We start from the raw sequence: 17,987 nt of genomic DNA, 5'->3' as shown, positions 1-17,987 counted from the left end.
TTATCAAAAAGTGGCACCAACAAAAAGGGGATTTTAGAGCTTTTTTAGTATGAGCCGGCTTAACTAGCCGGCTGTTTTTGTTTTTTATTTAAAAGTAAATGAAAAATTAAAACTAAAGCGCCAAAAGCAGCTCCTGCAATGGCTACACCTTGCCATTTAAAATGCGTCCAAGCCAAGCCTCCTACAAATGTGCCAGTAGCACCACCTACAAAGTACAGCACCATATACACCGTGTTGATCCTATTTCTTTCTGGTGGGTTGCCTTCAAATATGATGGTTTGGTTAACAATGTGCACAGCTTGTATGCCAAGATCCAGCAGCAATGCACCAATGATTAAACCAATAATACTGGCGTGAGAAAAACCCAGAATGGCCCATGAAATTAATATAACCAAAACAGAAATAATGGTAATTAAGTTTTTATTGTATTTATCTGCCAGCCTACCCACATAAGAAGCTGCAATAGCACCTGCCATACCCACAAAACCAAAAGAACCAGCGGCATCGCTGCCCATGTTAAATGGTTCTTCTTCTAGTAAAAAGACCAGTGTGGTCCAGAAAATACTGAAACAGGCAAAGGCCAAAGAACCGCGTAAGGCTGCTAGCCTTAGTTTTGGCCTGGTTTTAAACTGTACTACAATTGATTTTAAAAGTTGATTGTAGTTACCTTTAAATTCAGGATGTAGTTCTGGAAGTTTAAATTTTAGCAGTACCCATAAGAGTACCATAATGCCCGCTGCAATGTAAAACATGGCTCTCCACCCTAAATGAGCGCCCACAAAACCGCTAATGGTTCTGGAGCCGAGTATACCTATGAGCATGCCTGTCATTACTGAGCCAATGGCAGCACCTCTTTTTTCATCAGAAGCCAACTGTGCAGCCATAGGCACAAATAATTGTGGTATAACAGAGGTAAGTCCTATTAAAAAGCTGGCTACCATTAAAACCTGGATACTTGGTGCTATAGCAGCAGAAAGTAATGCCATGATAATAAATATGAAATCGAATAAAATAAGTTTTTTACGTTCAAATTTATCGCCCAATGGCACTATAAGAAACAAACCTACTGCATATCCTATTTGTGTTAACATGGGGATTAAACTCACCTCTGACTCTGCTATATTAAAAGAGCGGGCTATTTCTCCCAAAAGTGGCTGATTGTAATAATTGTTCGCCACTACTAGTCCTGTTCCTGCAGACATTAAAACAAGTAATGGCTTTGAAAGTGTGTTGTTTGTCAAATTTATTCTAATAAAATAAGTGAAAACGAAAAGAAAACTTATGGCCTGATAAAAAGTAAGAGCTACCCCATTAAAAAGGCAGCTCTTTCAAAAGGGTGTTTATATGGCTTTTATAGTTTTTCTACTTCGTTACTAATAAAGTTTATTTCTTCTTGTGAAAGTTTCACATCCATTGCTTTCGCATTTTGTACGGCCTGGTTGGCATTACGAGCACCCGCAAGGGCTATCGTTATTCCTGGTCTTTCTACTGTCCATCTAAGTACTAGCTGTGCTAGTGTGGCATTTTTTTCATTAGCCAAAGGTTTAATTTTATCTAAAAATGCATTGGTTTTCTTGATGAAATCAGCTTGGAAGTGCGGGTGATTAGCTCTGTGATCGCCTTCCGGAAATTTGTAATCAGCAGTTATTTTACCCGTTAGTAAACCTCTCTCTAATGGACTATACGCTAATACCGATTTATTGTTTTCTATACAGTAGGGAACGGTTTCATCTTCTACGCCACGGTTTACCATGCTAAATGGTATTTGGTTAGAAGCTAGTTTTACTGTTTTTTCGGCTTCAGCCATTTGTTCTGCATTGTAATTACATACGCCAGCATACCTTATTTTTCCATCTTTCAATAGCTTTTCTACAGCTTCAAAAGTTTCACTGATAGGCGTGGTGCTTTCAGGCCAATGGATTTGATATAGGTCAATATAGTCTGTGCCAAGTCGCTTTAAGCTATCTTCACATTCTTTAATGATGCTTTCTTTACCAGCATACTTATATATATCTATTTCTTTGCCACTGTTGTCTTTACTGTGAAAAGCAAAATCGCCTTTAGCCAAATCCCAGCGCATACCAAATTTGGTTAAGATTTGCACCTTGTCTCTGCTGTATCCTTTTATGGCTTCACCCACTATCTCTTCGCTAGTACCTTGCCCGTAAATAGGAGCGGTGTCTATTGAAGTTACCCCCTCGTTGTAAGAAGCTTTTATGGCATCTATGGCATCTTTGCGTTCAGTTTTTCCCCACATCCAGCCCCCGGCAGCCCAAGCACCGAATGTAATTACTGAAACATCTAAATCTGATTCTCCTAATTTTCTATATTCCATTTCTTTTAAATATTAACTAGTGTAAAATGATATTATCTGTAACTATAAATTTGATTTAGGTGGTTATGTTATGTGTTATCCATGTTTTAATGATGCTAGCCAGCAAAATAGAGCAGTTAAAGCTAAAGCAGCAAATGCTAAGTAGCCCATTCCCAGTTGACTTTGAGAAAACGGGTTGAATAAAGCAATGGCGGAGTAACTGAGAAATGAAGTGATGAAAAATGTTCCTCCTCCTGTTATACCGTTTGCTATGCCTGCATATTGAGGGAAACGGGCTAGTGCATGAGTGAAAAATATATTGAATGTAAAACCTGCTGCCGCATGAATAATGAAAGCTGTGGCTGAAAGGCTATATAAGCTTTGCCCATACCAATAGGCTGTGACCATCATAACAGAGGCGGTTAATCCTTGGATGATGATGGCTGTAGGTGATTTTCTACTTACTTTTATTTTAATAATAGCTTTGGATAAAAAGCCACCGCACATCCAGCCTATCCCCAGTAGTAAAGATATATACCCAGTGATTACAGGTGAATAATGCATTTCATGCTCTATAATAAAAGGCCCTGACATGCTGTACATCATTACCAAGCCGTAGCTGATGCCTGTAAGGGCAACTCCCAGGGTGAAGTCAGCCGCTTGGAACATTTCTTTATACTTAGTTAATGTAGCCTTTAAATTCAGATCGTGGTATTGCTGAATGGTTTCTCCTGAAAACAAAAATTCAAGTAAAAACATAATTAGGCCATAAGCCGTGAGCAAGTAGAAGTTACTGCGCCAGCCAAAGTAATTCTCTAGGTAGCCACCTACAAAAGGAGCTATTATAGGAGCTGCAGCCCATACAATAGTCATAGTGCTGAGTAAGCTCTTTTGCTTTTCTCCCTCGTATACATCAATGAAGAATACCCTTTTGCTCACTATGGCAAACCCCGCACAGATGCCTTGTACTATTCTCATGGCTAGTATTACTATAATGCTGTCAGATGTAGCTATTACAAAGCTAGATCCGGCAAATAGAAGGAGCGAGGCCATGGTAATTTTATACCTGCCAAAGGCATCCACTACGCTACCTGCAATAAATTGAGTGAGGCCATAACTAATTAAAAAGCACGATATGGTTAGTTGTATCTTGCTTTCAGCCAGACCTAGGTCTTCTGCCATGTGTGGCATAGAAGGTAAATATATATCAGTGACTAAACCTGATAAAGGCACTATTAAAAAGGCCAGTAAAGTAGCTATACATTTATTGGCACTGGTAACGGTTTTGCTTGCTATCATTAAGTGTATTTATTTTCCTATTGATTCTTTCATCAGGTATATATTACCTGCAGTTTTATTGTTTCTATAGGCTGTGAAAGCACAATTGCCGGTAATAGAACCGGCAATTGTCAATAATACATGTTTAAATAACTTACCTACTAGGCAGTTTCTTTGTAGCTGCTGGCATTATCCAGTTGCTGTATGTCTTCTTTGGTCAGCTCTGTGTTGGCAGCTTCAGCAAAAGCTTGTAGATGACTGCTTTTAGTGGCACTGGCAATAGGAGCTGTTACTGTAGGCTTGCTGAGTAGCCATGCCAGCGAAGCACTGGCTTGAGAAATATTATGCTTTGCGGCTATATCGTCTAAAGCATTAAGTATCTCCAACCCTCTTTGGTTGAGGTATTTCTCAGCAAAACCAGCTCTAGCCTTGCCCTCAAAATCTTCTTTTGAACGATATTTTCCACTTAAAAAACCACTAGCTAAAGAAAAGTATGTGATAACGCCTAAGCCTTCACTTTTACATAAATTAGCAACGCCTTCTTCAAAACCTTGGCGGTCATACAGGTTATATTCTGGTTGGAAAACTTCGTATCTAGGTAAATCATGCTTTTTACTGACTTCTAATGATTCTTTTAACCTTTCGGGAGTTAAATTAGAAGCACCAATGTGCCTTACTTTACCAGCTTTTATTAGTTTTTCATAAGCCCCCAAAGTTTCTTCTACAGGGGTTCTGTCATCATCCCAGTGTGTTAGATATAAGTCAATATGGTCTATTTGGAGTCTTTTTAATGAATCTTCTGCCGCTTTTATGATATAATTTTCGGTCAAGTCTTTGTGTCCCTGCCCCATGTCTGCGCCCACTTTTGTAATGATATTTACTTCATTTCTAATGCCTCTATCTTTCAGCCATTTTCCTATAATAGTTTCGGATTCACCTCCGGTATTGCCATCGGCCCAGCGAGAATAAACATCGGCCGTATCAATGGTGTTAAAGCCAGAGTTTAAGATATTATCCAACATCTTAAATGACTCTTTTTCATTTAAAGTCCATCCAAAAACATTGCCACCAAATACTATTGGAGCTGTATATAAATCTGTATTTCCTAATTTTCTGCTTTTCATAATTTTAATTGTTTGCTGGTGAAACTCTTAATTTTTGATTTTTCCTCCTTTGGATAACTATGCTTATGGCAATGCCTATACCTACAGTGGCCATAGAAGCCCCCACAAGTTGTGCGGAGGTGAAGCCATAGCCCATAGCTATTGGTAAACCTGCTAAATAAGCTCCCGAGGCATTCCCCATGTTGAAGGCGCTTTGGTTCAATGAAGATCCTAGCATTTCAGATCCTTTTGAGGTTTTGATCATTACCATTTGAATAGGAGTGGAGAGTCCAAAAGCTATTGCCCCGATGGCAAACGTGGTAATCAAAACCATGGTTTTATCATGAGAAAGGTAAGTGTTGGCAACAAGTGCTATCACCATTAGCGCTAGCGCAATGATTACCGCCCTTAATGGCGAAAATTTCTCTGCCATTTTAGCTCCTATTAAGTTGCCCACCACCATGCCTATGCCTGCTATGATCATTCCGTAGCTTACCACGTATTCTGGGTGGCCAGCTACTTCGGTTATTAGTGGGGCTATGTAGCTATACCATGCAAAAAAGCCTCCTGTACCTATGGTAGTAAGGAAAAATACCATCCATAGCTGTCCGCTTTTTAGTATTTTTAATTCACTTTTTACGTTTTGATCAGGGTTCTTGGGTAATTCGGGCATCCAAAATTTAACGGATAGCACGGCTAATACACCTACTATACCTACCATATAAAATGAAATGTTCCAAGAAAAGTGATGGCCGATATACGTACCAAAAGGTACACCTAATACATTGGCCACCGTTAACCCTGTAAACATGGTGGCTATGGCTCTGGCTTCTTTTCCAGGCTTGGCCACTTTACCTGCCACTACAGCACCAATGCCAAAGAAAGCACCATGTGGAAGACCGGATAAAAACCTGAATAACATTAGACTTTCGTAGCTATTAGCAAGTGCTGATAAAGTGTTAAATACTGTAAACCATAGCATGAGTGCTATAAGCATAATGTGTGAAGGCCATTTGGTGCCTAATGTAGTTAATGTGGGCGCTCCTACAACTACACCAAGGGCATAAGCAGAAATAAAGTGTCCTGCCTGAGGTATAGTAATATGTAAGGCGCTGGCTACATCTGGCAATATGCCCATAATTACGAATTCGGTCATGCCTATGCCAAATCCTCCGATAGCCAAAGCAAATAAGGCTTTATTCATTCTATATATTTATTATTAAAGATTACGCAATTGATCTCACTACTTCACCATTTTATACATACAAGTAAGGCTTGCCATAAGTAGTTAACTTTATATCATTGTTAAAACGCTGATATAGTAATTCCGTTTAGGTAAATATCTATGGCATTTATGTAAATTTACATGATAGGAAGTGTGAAGGTAGTTAATTCTTAATTAAGATGAAGAGGTATAAGCAGTTTGAAACTTTACTGATTGATGATTTTGAGGCAGATGTTTGGCCACACCCCAGGCATACTCATAATCATTTTGAAATAGTATTTATAGCCAAAGGATGTGGCAGGCACTACCTTAATGATATAGATTTTTGTTATAAGAAAGGAGATTTATTTTTACTTGGGCCAGATGATGCTCACGAGTTTGTGGTAAAGAAAACTACTCGTTTTATATATTTTAAATTTACTAAGCTGTATTTTAATGCTCATGGTGAATTACCGCAGCCAGGAGATTGGAATCGTGATGTAGATCATTTGCTGTATAACCCCGAAAGAAAAACCGGGAGCCTATTAAAGCTAAAAGAAGATAAAATATTGGTACATGGATTAATGGAAATGGTGGTGAATGAATACTACAGTTCCAGGTTGCTGAACCATAAGATTATTTTTCAGATATTCAGTATTATTATGCTGGTGCTGAAAAGGAATAGTAGTGAATCTAGCCCTATGGCTTTGCATCATGCAGTGCAGCCAGGTACGGCTCAAGAGTTAATCGAATACATAGAACTGAACATCTATAACCCATCAAAACTTACGTTGAAAGCTATGGCAGCTCATTTCAACTATTCTACTAATTATATAGGCATGCTTTTTAAAGAAAAAGTGGGTAGTAGCCTTAGAGATTATGTTAGTGCTTTTAGACAACAGCTAATAAGGCAGAGGCTTGCACATGGTAATGTGGCGCTGAAGCAAATAGCAGCAGAGTTTGGGTTTGTTGACGAAAGTCATTTGTATAAATTCATAAAGAAGAATAACCTGAGGTAGGTTGTCTCAGCTTATGTGCGGACTGTCAAAATATCAATTTCCAATAAGTGTAGCACTTTCCATTCTTTTGTTAGTGTCCACATATTATATGGCTATATCAAATGTAGGGTGGGGCACCATACATAATTATTTCATTTTTGTACACTGGCCAGTTTTTTATCCTACTTTCTATAATGGAGCTATAGGCATGTGGACCACATTGATTTTATGGTATCTATTTGTTGGGGGACTCTTTTCAAATCTGTTTATGCTCATTATTAAAGTGTTTTTTGCCAAGGTTAGTAAGTGAGTGTTGTTCAAAGTAAATTTCATATAAGCAATTATTTGAAATACATTTCTTGCCATTTCATTTTATGAAAAATCGAAATACGTAGTTTTGTTTAAGAAATAAAATGTATCACATGGCATCAATTTTTAAGCAGGCTTTGCTAAAAGTCTCTATAACCGCTATAGTAATAATACTAGGAAATCAGCCTATCATGGCTCAATTTCTAAATACAGGTACGGTAGAAGAAAAAAACGAACAAGAAATACCTGCTGATTCTTTAGGTAGGCGCACGCCACAAGGAACAGTAAATGGGTTTATAGACGCTGTATCTAAAAACAGATATAAGCATGCAACGGAATATTTTGACTTAAATGAGGGGTTTCAGGCAGATGCTACTGAGGCCGCTGAATTAGTTAAAACGCTTATTTTAATGCTAGACCAGGGAGGTACGTTATTCCCTAACGCATGGATAAGTAATGAAGAAGGGGGAAGTGCAGACGATGGGCTAAAGCCTGATTTTGACAGGGTGGGAACAGTCAGTGCCAACGGTAAAAACATTAACATATTATTGCAGAAAAAGACAGATGCAAGCGGATATCCTATCTGGTTGTTCAGTACTGAAACTTTGCAGAGAATATCCGCTGTTAAAGAAGATTTCAAAGAACCAATAATTAACAGAGTATTACCCCAAATCTTATTGCGTAACAACCGTATGGGAGTGCCCATAGGGCATTGGTTAGCTATTTTTGGCATAGTAGCTATGGCTTATTTCCTATGTATTTGGTTGATCAAAGGAATAAAATATGGGTTGAAAAAAGTATGGAAAAAAGCTAATACTGAGCCTACAGCAGGTATTATCGAAGCATTTAGTTTGCCTGCGCGCTTGTATTTCATGATTTTTATTTACCTGAAGGTGGCGCAGTATATCGGAGTATCGGCTATTGTAAGACAGCAGTTTAGCTACATTACCGTAATAGCATTTTGGGCCGCGTTGTTGCTTTTATTTTGGCGAATTACCGATTTTATAGCTGGCTTTACTGAAAGAAAAATGAGCCTAAGAGGCAATTTGGCAGGTGTCAGCGCCATCATGTTTTTGAGAAGAGCCGTATATATCTCCATTGTGATCTTTGGAGTTATAATGGGGCTCAATACTTTGGGGTTTGATATTACTACTTGGTTAGCAGCATTAGGTATAGGTGGTATAGCTATAGCATTGGGAGCTCAGAAAACAGTTGAAAATTTTGTAGGTAGTGTTACTTTGGTTCTAGATCGTCCTATAAGAGTAGGAGATTTTTGTAAAGTGGGAGACACCACAGGCACTGTAGAGCAAATAGGTATGCGCTCTACTAAAATTAGAACATTGGAAAGGACTATTGTAACTATTCCTAATGGTGAATTTTCTAGCCTTAAAATTGAGAACTATGCGCATAGAGATCAATTTTGGTTTCACCCAGTACTGAGTATGCGTTATGAAACTACGCCCGACCAAATGAGATATTTGCTGGTAGAGATAAGGAAGGTGTTGTACGCGCACCCTAAAGTTAGTCCTGATCCTGCCAGAGTAAGGTTTACGGGTTTAGGAGCCGATTCACTCCCCTTAGAAATTTTTGCGTATGTAAATGCTGTGGATTATAATGAGTTTCTAGAAGTAAAAGAAGACTTACTATTAAGAATAATGGATGTTGTGGAAGAGAGTGGTGCTGGGTTTGCTTTTCCTTCTCAAACAATTTATATGGCTAAAGATGAAGGTGTTTCTTCAGAAAAGGCGGAAGAAATAAAGCAAAAGGTGGCTGAGTGGAGAGAGCATGACCAAATGGAAATTCCTAATTTTAGCCCTGAGGCCATCGAACAATTAAAAAGTTCTATTGAATATCCACCTAAAGGATCTACTCAGAATAAAAGAGGATAATTTTTTATCAAAAATATTTAATTTATATTAAGGGTGGTTAGATTAAATATTTTTGATAATGAATATTAAAATTGCTTGGTTGGTGGGGATTTGTATTTTCCTTAATCAACGCTGTGCTTCGGATGATACCTCCATAATAGTAGTGGATACACCTACCGAACCATTGCCAGAAGTGCCTACAGGAGAACAGCCAGATAGCGTGGCTTTTGATTCCTTAACTATCATTTACATGAATGATATTCATGGCAAAATCGATAATTTCGGAAAGGTTAAACATGTCATTGACCATATCAAGAAAAATACAAATACTTTGGTCCTTTGTGCAGGAGATATCTTTTCTGGTAATCCTGTGATAGATCAATATGCTGATAAAGGCTATCCTATAGTTGATTTGATGAATGATATAGGTGTAGATGTTGCAGTTTTGGGCAACCATGAATTTGACTATGGCCTTGACGTACTCGCAGAGCGATATCAACAGTGCAAGTTTGATTGGATTTGTGCAAATGTTAATGCTAATGGTTCGGTACTGCCTCAGCCGTCAGCATATGTAGTTAAAGAATTAAACGGCTTGAAGGTGGTTGTAACAGGGTTTGTAGAAACCAATGGCAAGCAAGATGATATTATTCCGGCCACTCACCCTTGGCGAGTTGCAGATATCTCATTTACACGATTTCAACAGGGAATATATAATTTCACCAATATTAAAGGCTCTACTCAGGCTGATTTGTCAATATTACTGAGTCACTTAGGTGCTTATTCTGATTTTGCCATAGCACAAAATGTAGATTTCTTCGATCTTATTGTGGGAGGGCACACCCATGCTAAAGTAGATACAGTTATTAATGATATTCCGGTAGTGCAAGCGCTTAGTAATCTGGTGTATTTGGGTAGGCTTGATCTGCTCATAAAAGACGGTGAAATAGTTCAAAGCACGGATACAAAAATAGACCTGAATGCATATGAAAGTTATGATGCCACTGTTCAGGCTAAAGTTGATGCTTATAAAAAGGAAATGGATTTTAGTGAAAAGGTAGGGTACACTGAAGAACCAATGAATAGCAGAGCAATGGGGTGCTTTTTTACTGATGCGTTAAAAACATATCTAAATACCGATTTGGCCATTCAGAATGTAGGAGGAATCCGCTCTAACTTTAATGCAGGAGATATTACTAATGGAGAAGTGTTTACTATGGATCCATTTGGTAACCAATGCGCCATTTTTAAAATGGCAGTTAGCGAATTGGAAACATTTTTTATGAACTCAGGTGAAGGTTACTATATTAGTGGGGCTCATTTTGGTACAGCTGATGGGGGGCTGGCCTTGCTTGATGATGAAGGCAATGTTTTTCCTGAAGCAGACTCATTAACCTTGGCAGTAAATGATTATATTCCTGCACAATTTGATTCTTATTTCCCATACGCCAGAGCTAATTTAATAGGGTCTACCACTGCTGAAATAATTATTAAATATTTAGAGGAACAAGACCAGGTTGACTATGAGGGGTGTGATAATTATCAGTCTTATTAAAGCAAAAAAAAAGCGAGCTCTCGGCTCGCTTTTTTTTCTAATTCTATTATTATTTTGCTAAATGGCCATCTAAACTAGAATCGCCAAATTCATTGTCTTCTTGCTTGGGATCACTTCCATAATCATTGTCACCTCTATCACCTTCTGTACAAGCTAATATTAGGTTGTAAATGGGGATAAGAAGGAACCAACCACTTTTACCCACATCGTGCATCCTTCTAACGGCAACTGCTAGAGAAGGCACAATTATTATGAAAGAATAAATTGAGCTAAGAAAAGAAAGGCTGCTAGATACATAAATTAGTGAATTTAGAATCAGGCTTATAATAAAATTGATTAAAATAAACATCCAATATTCTTTTCTGCGAGCTCTTCCATTAAATTTAGCATAGTTTTTCAGTACAGATACATAATACTCCATAAGTTAAAAAAGTTTAATTATTAATAAAGCTAGATACTATGGTCCTAATTTAAGTAACCATTGAATCATTGGTAAAATATATAATTTTTTTCAATTGGCATCTGAATACCTCTATTTTTTTTAATTATATCTTAAATTTCTTTTAGTTATAATTTTTTACTCACTAATACATTTACTAGTAGATACTTAGCACTTGTTGGTTTGCCTAGTACCGCAATTGGTCAAAACAATAGGAGGAATATGTAGTTTTTACCCTATTACATTAATTTCAATTAAGGATTTTAAAGATTGAGTGGACCTATATGATGAAGCGTTATAAGGCATTGCAGGTAATTCTATGTATTTCTCTTTTGTTTGTTAGTCTACCCGGGCAGAGTCAAAAAGTATTAACAGGAGATAACCTTACTTTTGGCATGTACGGCAGGGTGGGAGTAGACTTTTTTACAGAAAAAGGCGGATCTCCCGGTCGGAGTTTTAACCTGAATGGTATGGGTAGCAGAGGGGGAAGGTTAGAAGAAGGTGATTATGTAGAATTAACTACGCGTTATAATTTACCATTTGATTTAGATTCAATTGCAGATAGAAAGCCCGAAATCTATGTTCAAACTAGGTTGGCTATGTTTTCGCGCAGTAATACATTTATAGGTTTTAACGCTACCAATTCAATCAGCGACTTGGTTTTAGTGTTGCCTGAAGTTTATGTAGAAGCTACTAATATATTTATGCCTGATCTGGATATTTGGGCGGGAGCCAAGTTTAACAGGGGGGATGATATTCATATAGCAGATTATTATTATTTTAACGACTTGAGTGGTCAGGGAGTAGGTGTTAAATATAAAAATACCGAGGCTTCATTTTTATTGGCTACTAGCCCTGATAGTACATTAAATCTACCTCCATATGTTTATAATAATTTAGTCGATGGATCTTTGGCACCATCGCTGAGGCAGCGTTTTATCCTTGCATTACAACATCAAGTAGCGCTATCGGATAACTCAAATGTTAGGTTATTAGGAGAGTTTCATAGAATAGGAAAGGCTGAGCAAGTGGAAGACAATAAATTGCTTTTTCCGTCTAATGATGGATGGGTATTGGGGGCAAAGTATACCACAAAAGTTCAGAAAGATTACGATGATTCTCAATTGTCTTTTTCGGTAAGGTACGGCACAGGCATAGCCAATGGAGGTGATGGGGCGAGTTCAAGAACTTGGCTCACCTATGGAGCATATAATGAAAAAGATACCACTTTCAATGGTGCTTACTCATGGAATAGTGCCAATGAGTTTATGACAAAGTTGAGGTCCAACTTGTTTTTGCAAACTTATGCCATAGGAGTAGTGAGTAGAGGTGCGTCATCTTTTGATAATAAAAGTGTGAACGCAGCAGGAGACTCTGTTTATAATCAAAAGAAAAGCTTTGTGACTGGAGCTAGAACTTCTTGGTTTATAAAACCTAGATTTATGTTAATGAATGAGTTGAGTTATCAGGTTCGTAAAGACGGTACTCAGCCTAAAGCCGAAGCCATTAAGTTTAGTATTGCCCCTACATTGGTTCCTTCAGGAGAAAAAGGAATTTATGCAAGGCCTCACCTCAGGTTTGTGTATTCATTTGTATGGTATAATAAATATGCATATCAGCATCAATATTCACCTTATTTGGTGGATTCTGGGCATAAACGGTTTGGACATTATTTCGCTCTTAAATCAGAATGGTGGTTTTAGACCTCCGATATGGCGGTAGGGTAAAAAATTGATCAAAAAGTAATTAACTCATGTTGATTGCTTTTTTGGCATATAAATGCTTGATATTAAATTTTTTATGTGCGGGTTATACAAACTTTGTGCGGTCATAGGCTTTAAATTAAGCTTACTACATTAGTTAAAAGTAATAATTTCAGGTTTACATACAATTTAAATTTTATTAATTTGCAGTTTCAAAATTGTATGTAGTGGCTAAGAATTTATTTTTTTCGGTATTTTTTTTATTTCTATTTATTTCTTCAATTCAAGTAAAAGCGTCTCATATTATAGGCGGTGAACTTACATACGATTGTATTGGAGGAGGTAAGTACAATATTACATTAGTTATTTATAGAGAGTGCAGTTCGTATGCAGTCTTAGAAGATTATTATCCGTTGCAGTTTTATGCTAATGATCTGGATATTCACGCATCTAAACCCTTAAATGTCAATATTTACAAAAAGTCTGTTACAGAAATACAGCTTTACTGTAGCTCTGCTATTACTAACTGTAATGGAGGCACTGAACGTGGGGTAAAAAAGGTGATTTATCAGGGACAAGTAGACCTAGGTAAATACGGTGAAAGTGAAGATTGGCGGTTATTTTGGAGGAGGGCTTCTCGAAGTTCAGGAATCGGAACCATAGTAGCTCCTGATCAGCAAGATTTCTTCATTGAAGCTTCCATTAATAACTTAGATGGTAAATGTAATTCCTCTCCGGTGTTTAATAGTTATGCTGCTGCAAATGTTTGTTCAGGTATTGAGCAGGTTTATAACGTAGCAGCTAATGACCCAGAGGGAGATCAGCTCAATTTTACTATTGAAAGTCCTAAAGTCAATTATAATAGTAACGTGGTATATAGTTCTGGGTATAATAAAGAGCACTTTATGCCTATGCAAGGTAAGGCCGAACTAAATAAGAATAATGGCGACCTTACTTTTACCCCCACATTAGGAGTAGATGGTATTGTTGATATTAAAGTGGAGCAATTTGATGAGGAGCAGAGCCTAGGGTGGGTAAAGCGTGCCATGCAATTCACTGCCGAAGAATGTAATACCGAAGCGCCAGTATTTACTGATTTTATTAAAGAAAACACCGATTCACTGGCTTTCTGTGCCAGAGATACAATAAGGCTTTCATTTGAGGTTACAGACCCTGATAATGAGAATGTAGTACTCCGTCAGTTGAATGGTCCTAGCGTGGTAGGCATAAATCAAAATGGTACTACTAACCCAAGCGGTAATATCTTTTGGGTGCCTGATAACTCAGAAGCTGGCGTGCATTATATTATTATGGAGGCCAAAGATTTATCTTGTCCTAAGCCGGGGGTAACATTAAAAACATTTATAATTAATGTACTTCAAGCACCCATTTACAGCTTGCCAGAAGATAGGTCTGCTGCTTGTTATGAAGCCTTTACGCTTGACCCAAAAGTAAAAGGTGGTGACGGAAATTATCAATATTTATGGAACTCAGGAGATACTTCGCCAACATTATATGCGGGTATTGGACAATATCTTCTTAAGGTAACAGATGGCAATGGCTGCAGCACATTAGATTCTACACTTATTTATAATGAATTGATGGCCGATTTTGTGCCTCTAAAACCATTTTGTATTAATGAGCAAGTTGACTTTACTAATAAATCACTGTTGTTGAACTCCGATAAGGAGATAGTAAAATATTATTGGGATTTTGGAGATGGAGCCACTTCAACCTTGGAAAATCCTACTCACACTTATACACAGGCAGGAGCCTATGTAGTAAAGTTTACAGTTACTGATAATGGTTCTCCTACATGTACTAATACAACCACAAGAAAAATCACCATTTGTGAGCCGCCAGTATTTGACTTTAATTTAAATGGTATTTGCTCGTTAATGGCCTTTGACATTACAGTTTTTGAAGATGTTGGCTTATGTAATGATTTAATAAGGATTACTTACAGTTTTGGAGATGGTTTTGGTGTAACTACTGAACCAGATTCTATTTTTTATACGGCAAGACATGTGTACCAAAGTGGTGGTGATTATGAAATTAAGGTGACGGCAGTATCTCGAAATGGTTGTGTCAATACTGTTAAAAGGATGCACCATATCAACGATTCTCCATTAGTGCAAATTCTTCAAGAAGACTATTATTTTGTCTGCAATGATCCCGATACCTTACTCGAAACCAACATTTTGTCAGGAGGTACGGGAGAAATTGAATACTTCTGGTACCCTGGGTTTGAAGAAACCGAAGATTTGTTCATTGATAAGGATGGAAATTACACGGTCTTTGCTACTGATGAACTGGGGTGTCGCACCTCAGATGCTATCTCTGTTAGATTTCCACTTAATGCACGGATGGAATATGACCCTTATTGTGAAGAGGGAGATATTGTACAATTTTATAATAAGTCGTATTCTATGAATAGCGAGATCACAAGCTATAGCTGGAATTTTGGAGATCCAGAGTCTAGTGATAATACTTCTACAGAAGAGAGTCCGTCACATGAATTCTCTAAAGAGGACGAGTTTGAGATTGAATTTATAGTTAAGGATGATATAGGGTGTACTGATACAATGACCCACTATAGCGGTGTGATTGTAGAAGCATTTTCATTGCATGGAGATATAACTATAAACCCTGCTTTAAATGAATTTTGCTTAAATGATACCGCAACATTTATCATGCCCGAGTTTAAAGGTGAACAAGACTTTATGTACTGGGTTTACAATGAACTAGACACTACATGGAACGATGAGCTATTACATAAAAGATTTAAAAAGGAAGGCAATAATACTATCGGCTTTAATATTGAATATAATAATAATGACCTAACTAGAGATGGGCAGTATTGTAAAGCTAATTTTGATACCAATGTTTTAGTAAAACCATTGCCAGATTTAACATTGAAAGGTCCTGACAGATACTGTCAGGGTGATCCTACAGAATTTAGCTACGCTTCAGCTGACGTTATTTCATCTGTACTGTGGACCATTACTGACGTTCGTAATAGCACTCCTCCCTTTCAGAGTACAAATGATACTTTCACTTACAGTTTTCCTTTAAGATCTACCTACAAAATAGATTTGGCTGCTACTAGCGATTTAGGTTGTGTGAGCACAAGAACATTGGTGGGTACGTCTGATCAAGTGGTAATACCAGACTTTGTAGCAGAGGAAGGATGCGCAAAAGAGCCACTAGCTTTTAGAGAGGATTTTATTGATACATTCGAGAATGTTACTGATTATCGTTGGGATTTTGGTGATGGCTCTGCCTTGATAGAAGGTACAATGCCTATGCCTTTGACCACTCATACCTTTCAAACAGGAGGCTCATACAATGTTAGGTTTACAGTAATCAATAGATTTAGTGGTTGCGAAAAAACAAAAGAGAAAACCGTTAATATATTGTATCCACCACATATTGACTTCAGTTTCGATACCATCTGCGCTAAATCTGTAATGATTTTCGAGAATAAAACCACCAAAGGTGATGCTGAAATCGCTGGATATCAATGGCTGTTTCATGATGGCAGTAGTCAAACTACAAAAGATGCTGCTTTCTTCTATAAAAATTCTGGTTATTTTCCTGTGAGTTTGGTTGCTACATCTACAATAGGCTGTACAGATACTCTTACCCAATATGTTTATGTGCAACCATCACCTTATGCCAGAATAGAGCTTCCAGAGCAGTTTGTGCAGGCCTATTTACCCATGCAGTTTTACGATGCTTCTGAAGGTAATATAATAGATTATTACTGGGAGTTTGGAGATGGTCACCAATCAAATGACCGGGACCCTGTTCACACCTATTCGCAGATTGAAAAATATCCTTTAACTCATATTGTGACTAACGAATATGGCTGTAAAGATACCGCAGTAGTGAAGCTTGACTTAAATGTATATATTGATTTTCCTACCGCGTTTAGCCCTAATGGAGATGATAAAAACGATGAGTTTAAGTTGATTCAGCAAGGTATAACTGATGTGCCGGTTTATAAAATTTATAACAGACATGGTCAGGTTGTATTTGATGGCAACGGAAATCCTAAATCTATTTGGGATGGAAAGTACAATGGCAAACCACAGCCTGCGGGTGCATATGTAGTCCATGTGCAAGCTGAAGATGCATATGGAGAGAAATATAATATGAAAAAGAATCTGGTACTATTAAGATGAGGTTTGTTGTATTAGTTGGCTTATTAGTATTTGCATTATCAGCACAAGGGCAAATACAAGAGGTAAAGTTTACCCAGTTTTTTAATTTTCCTGTTTATTATAATGCTGCAGTAACTGCCAACATGAAAGAAGATTACAGGATATCTGGTATTTATCGAAAGCAGTGGAATGCTATTAATTCGGAGTTTGTCACTTTTGGAGCCTCCGGAGAGTGGAAGTTCGATAGAGGTTTTAGTGCAGGAGATAGCTGGGGCATTGGCGTTTATATGCTTGACGATCATTTAGGTCAAAACATCCTTCAACATCAGGAGGTAGCAGCCACTATAGCTTACCATCATAGCTTAGATTTTCAGGGCAGGCATATACTTTCAGCCGGAGCAGGGTTTAACTATTCTAATAACAGTTTAGATATCAGTAAATTACTTTTTGAAAGTCAGTTCGATGGTTTTTCTTCCAATGTTGAAATTCCTAATGGAGAGTCTTTTTCTAATGATCAATTCTCTAATTATGATGCTACGCTTGGCTTAAATTATAAGTTTCTGATCAACAAACGGTGGAGTACCTCTGTAGGGGCAAGTTGGTTGAACATGATTAAGCCTGCAAATGGCTTTTTTGCAGACAGTGTGAATACAAGCCATATGAATCACAAAGTGGTAACAGGCAGTGTAAGGTATCAGCTAACGGACAAGTTGGGGCTTTCGCCTAAGTGGATGGTGAATATTCAACAAAAAGATACAGAGTTGAGTGGAGGCGTTGTCGCAGATTATTTAGTGTCTCCGCAAGTTAATTTTAAATTAGATGGAGGTATTTTAACTCAATTTAGCGAGTACGTGAGTTTATATGCAGGCGGAGATTATAAAGGTTTTGAAGTGCATGTTAGTTACGATTTTTCAATATCGGGCTTAAAAGAGATTGCAGAAGTAACCAACGTGGATTTGTCGCGTCCGGGAGTTTTTGAATTATCATTTATTTATAAAGGAATCAGGAAAAGCAAGGCTAGCACCTATACTGTGCCGTGCCGAATATTTTAAA

At 37.6% G+C, this 17,987-nt stretch carries 12 protein-coding genes; 6 read left to right on the top strand and 6 right to left on the bottom strand.

Annotation, left to right across the window (positions count from 1 at the left end; genetic code table 11):
* Positions 1–59 precede the first annotated feature (59 nt).
* The 5 genes from ACXACQ_RS19700 to ACXACQ_RS19680 all read right to left on the bottom strand — a co-directional run bounded on the left by ACXACQ_RS19700 (position 60) and on the right by ACXACQ_RS19680 (position 5,899).
* Positions 60–1,202, bottom strand: coding sequence for an MFS transporter (locus ACXACQ_RS19700; protein WP_474977706.1), 1,143 nt, complete (start codon positions 1,200–1,202; stop codon positions 60–62).
* A 149-nt stretch (positions 1,203–1,351) separates the two neighbouring features.
* A complete protein-coding gene (locus tag ACXACQ_RS19695; RefSeq protein ID WP_474977705.1) occupies positions 1,352–2,335 on the bottom strand; it encodes an aldo/keto reductase in 984 nt (327 codons plus the stop codon).
* A 75-nt stretch (positions 2,336–2,410) separates the two neighbouring features.
* Positions 2,411–3,613: an MFS transporter gene (locus tag ACXACQ_RS19690; RefSeq protein ID WP_474977704.1), complete on the bottom strand. Its 1,203-nt coding sequence runs from the start codon at positions 3,611–3,613 to the stop codon at positions 2,411–2,413.
* A 140-nt stretch (positions 3,614–3,753) separates the two neighbouring features.
* Complete coding sequence (locus ACXACQ_RS19685) at positions 3,754–4,716, bottom strand: aldo/keto reductase (protein WP_474977703.1); 963 nt, start codon at positions 4,714–4,716, stop codon at positions 3,754–3,756.
* A 4-nt stretch (positions 4,717–4,720) separates the two neighbouring features.
* The gene (locus ACXACQ_RS19680) at positions 4,721–5,899 is read right to left on the bottom strand and encodes an MFS transporter (protein WP_474977702.1); all 1,179 of its coding nucleotides are present in this window, start codon (positions 5,897–5,899) and stop codon (positions 4,721–4,723) included.
* A gap of 200 nt (positions 5,900–6,099) precedes the next feature.
* Here ACXACQ_RS19680 and ACXACQ_RS19675 point away from each other — a divergent pair, with 200 nt between their 5' ends.
* The 3 genes from ACXACQ_RS19675 (at position 6,100) to ACXACQ_RS19665 (ending at position 10,626) form a co-directional block, all read left to right on the top strand.
* Positions 6,100–6,918, top strand: a complete 819-nt coding sequence (locus ACXACQ_RS19675) for an AraC family transcriptional regulator (RefSeq protein ID WP_474977701.1) — start codon at positions 6,100–6,102, stop codon at positions 6,916–6,918.
* A gap of 401 nt (positions 6,919–7,319) precedes the next feature.
* A complete protein-coding gene (locus ACXACQ_RS19670; RefSeq protein ID WP_474977700.1) occupies positions 7,320–9,095 on the top strand; it encodes a mechanosensitive ion channel family protein in 1,776 nt (591 codons plus the stop codon).
* A gap of 58 nt (positions 9,096–9,153) precedes the next feature.
* Positions 9,154–10,626 carry a bifunctional metallophosphatase/5'-nucleotidase gene (locus ACXACQ_RS19665; RefSeq protein ID WP_474977699.1) on the top strand — a complete coding sequence of 491 codons (1,473 nt, stop codon included), beginning with the start codon at positions 9,154–9,156 and terminating at the stop codon, positions 10,624–10,626.
* A gap of 49 nt (positions 10,627–10,675) precedes the next feature.
* Here the strand turns inward: ACXACQ_RS19665 and ACXACQ_RS19660 are convergent, their stop codons facing one another.
* Complete coding sequence (locus ACXACQ_RS19660) at positions 10,676–11,047, bottom strand: DUF805 domain-containing protein (RefSeq protein WP_474977698.1); 372 nt, start codon at positions 11,045–11,047, stop codon at positions 10,676–10,678.
* 302 nt (positions 11,048–11,349) lie between these two features.
* Here ACXACQ_RS19660 and ACXACQ_RS19655 point away from each other — a divergent pair, with 302 nt between their 5' ends.
* From ACXACQ_RS19655 to ACXACQ_RS19645, 3 genes are all read left to right on the top strand, one after another.
* On the top strand, positions 11,350–12,768 hold the full coding sequence (locus ACXACQ_RS19655; protein ID WP_474977697.1) for a carbohydrate porin: 1,419 nt from the start codon (positions 11,350–11,352) through the stop codon (positions 12,766–12,768).
* A 227-nt stretch (positions 12,769–12,995) separates the two neighbouring features.
* The gene (locus tag ACXACQ_RS19650; RefSeq protein ID WP_474977696.1) at positions 12,996–16,955 is read left to right on the top strand and encodes a PKD domain-containing protein; all 3,960 of its coding nucleotides are present in this window, start codon (positions 12,996–12,998) and stop codon (positions 16,953–16,955) included.
* Positions 16,952–17,986 (top strand): PorP/SprF family type IX secretion system membrane protein, encoded by a 1,035-nt coding sequence (locus ACXACQ_RS19645; RefSeq protein ID WP_474977695.1) that lies wholly within the window; start codon positions 16,952–16,954, stop codon positions 17,984–17,986. The genes ACXACQ_RS19650 and ACXACQ_RS19645 overlap by 4 nt, the downstream gene beginning before the upstream one ends.
* Position 17,987 lies beyond the last annotated feature (1 nt).

It is taken from the genome of Fulvivirga sp. AWR4_260, assembly GCF_056158185.1.
The sequence above is the reverse complement of the archived record's forward strand: the minus strand, read 5'-3'. Positions and strand labels throughout refer to the sequence as shown.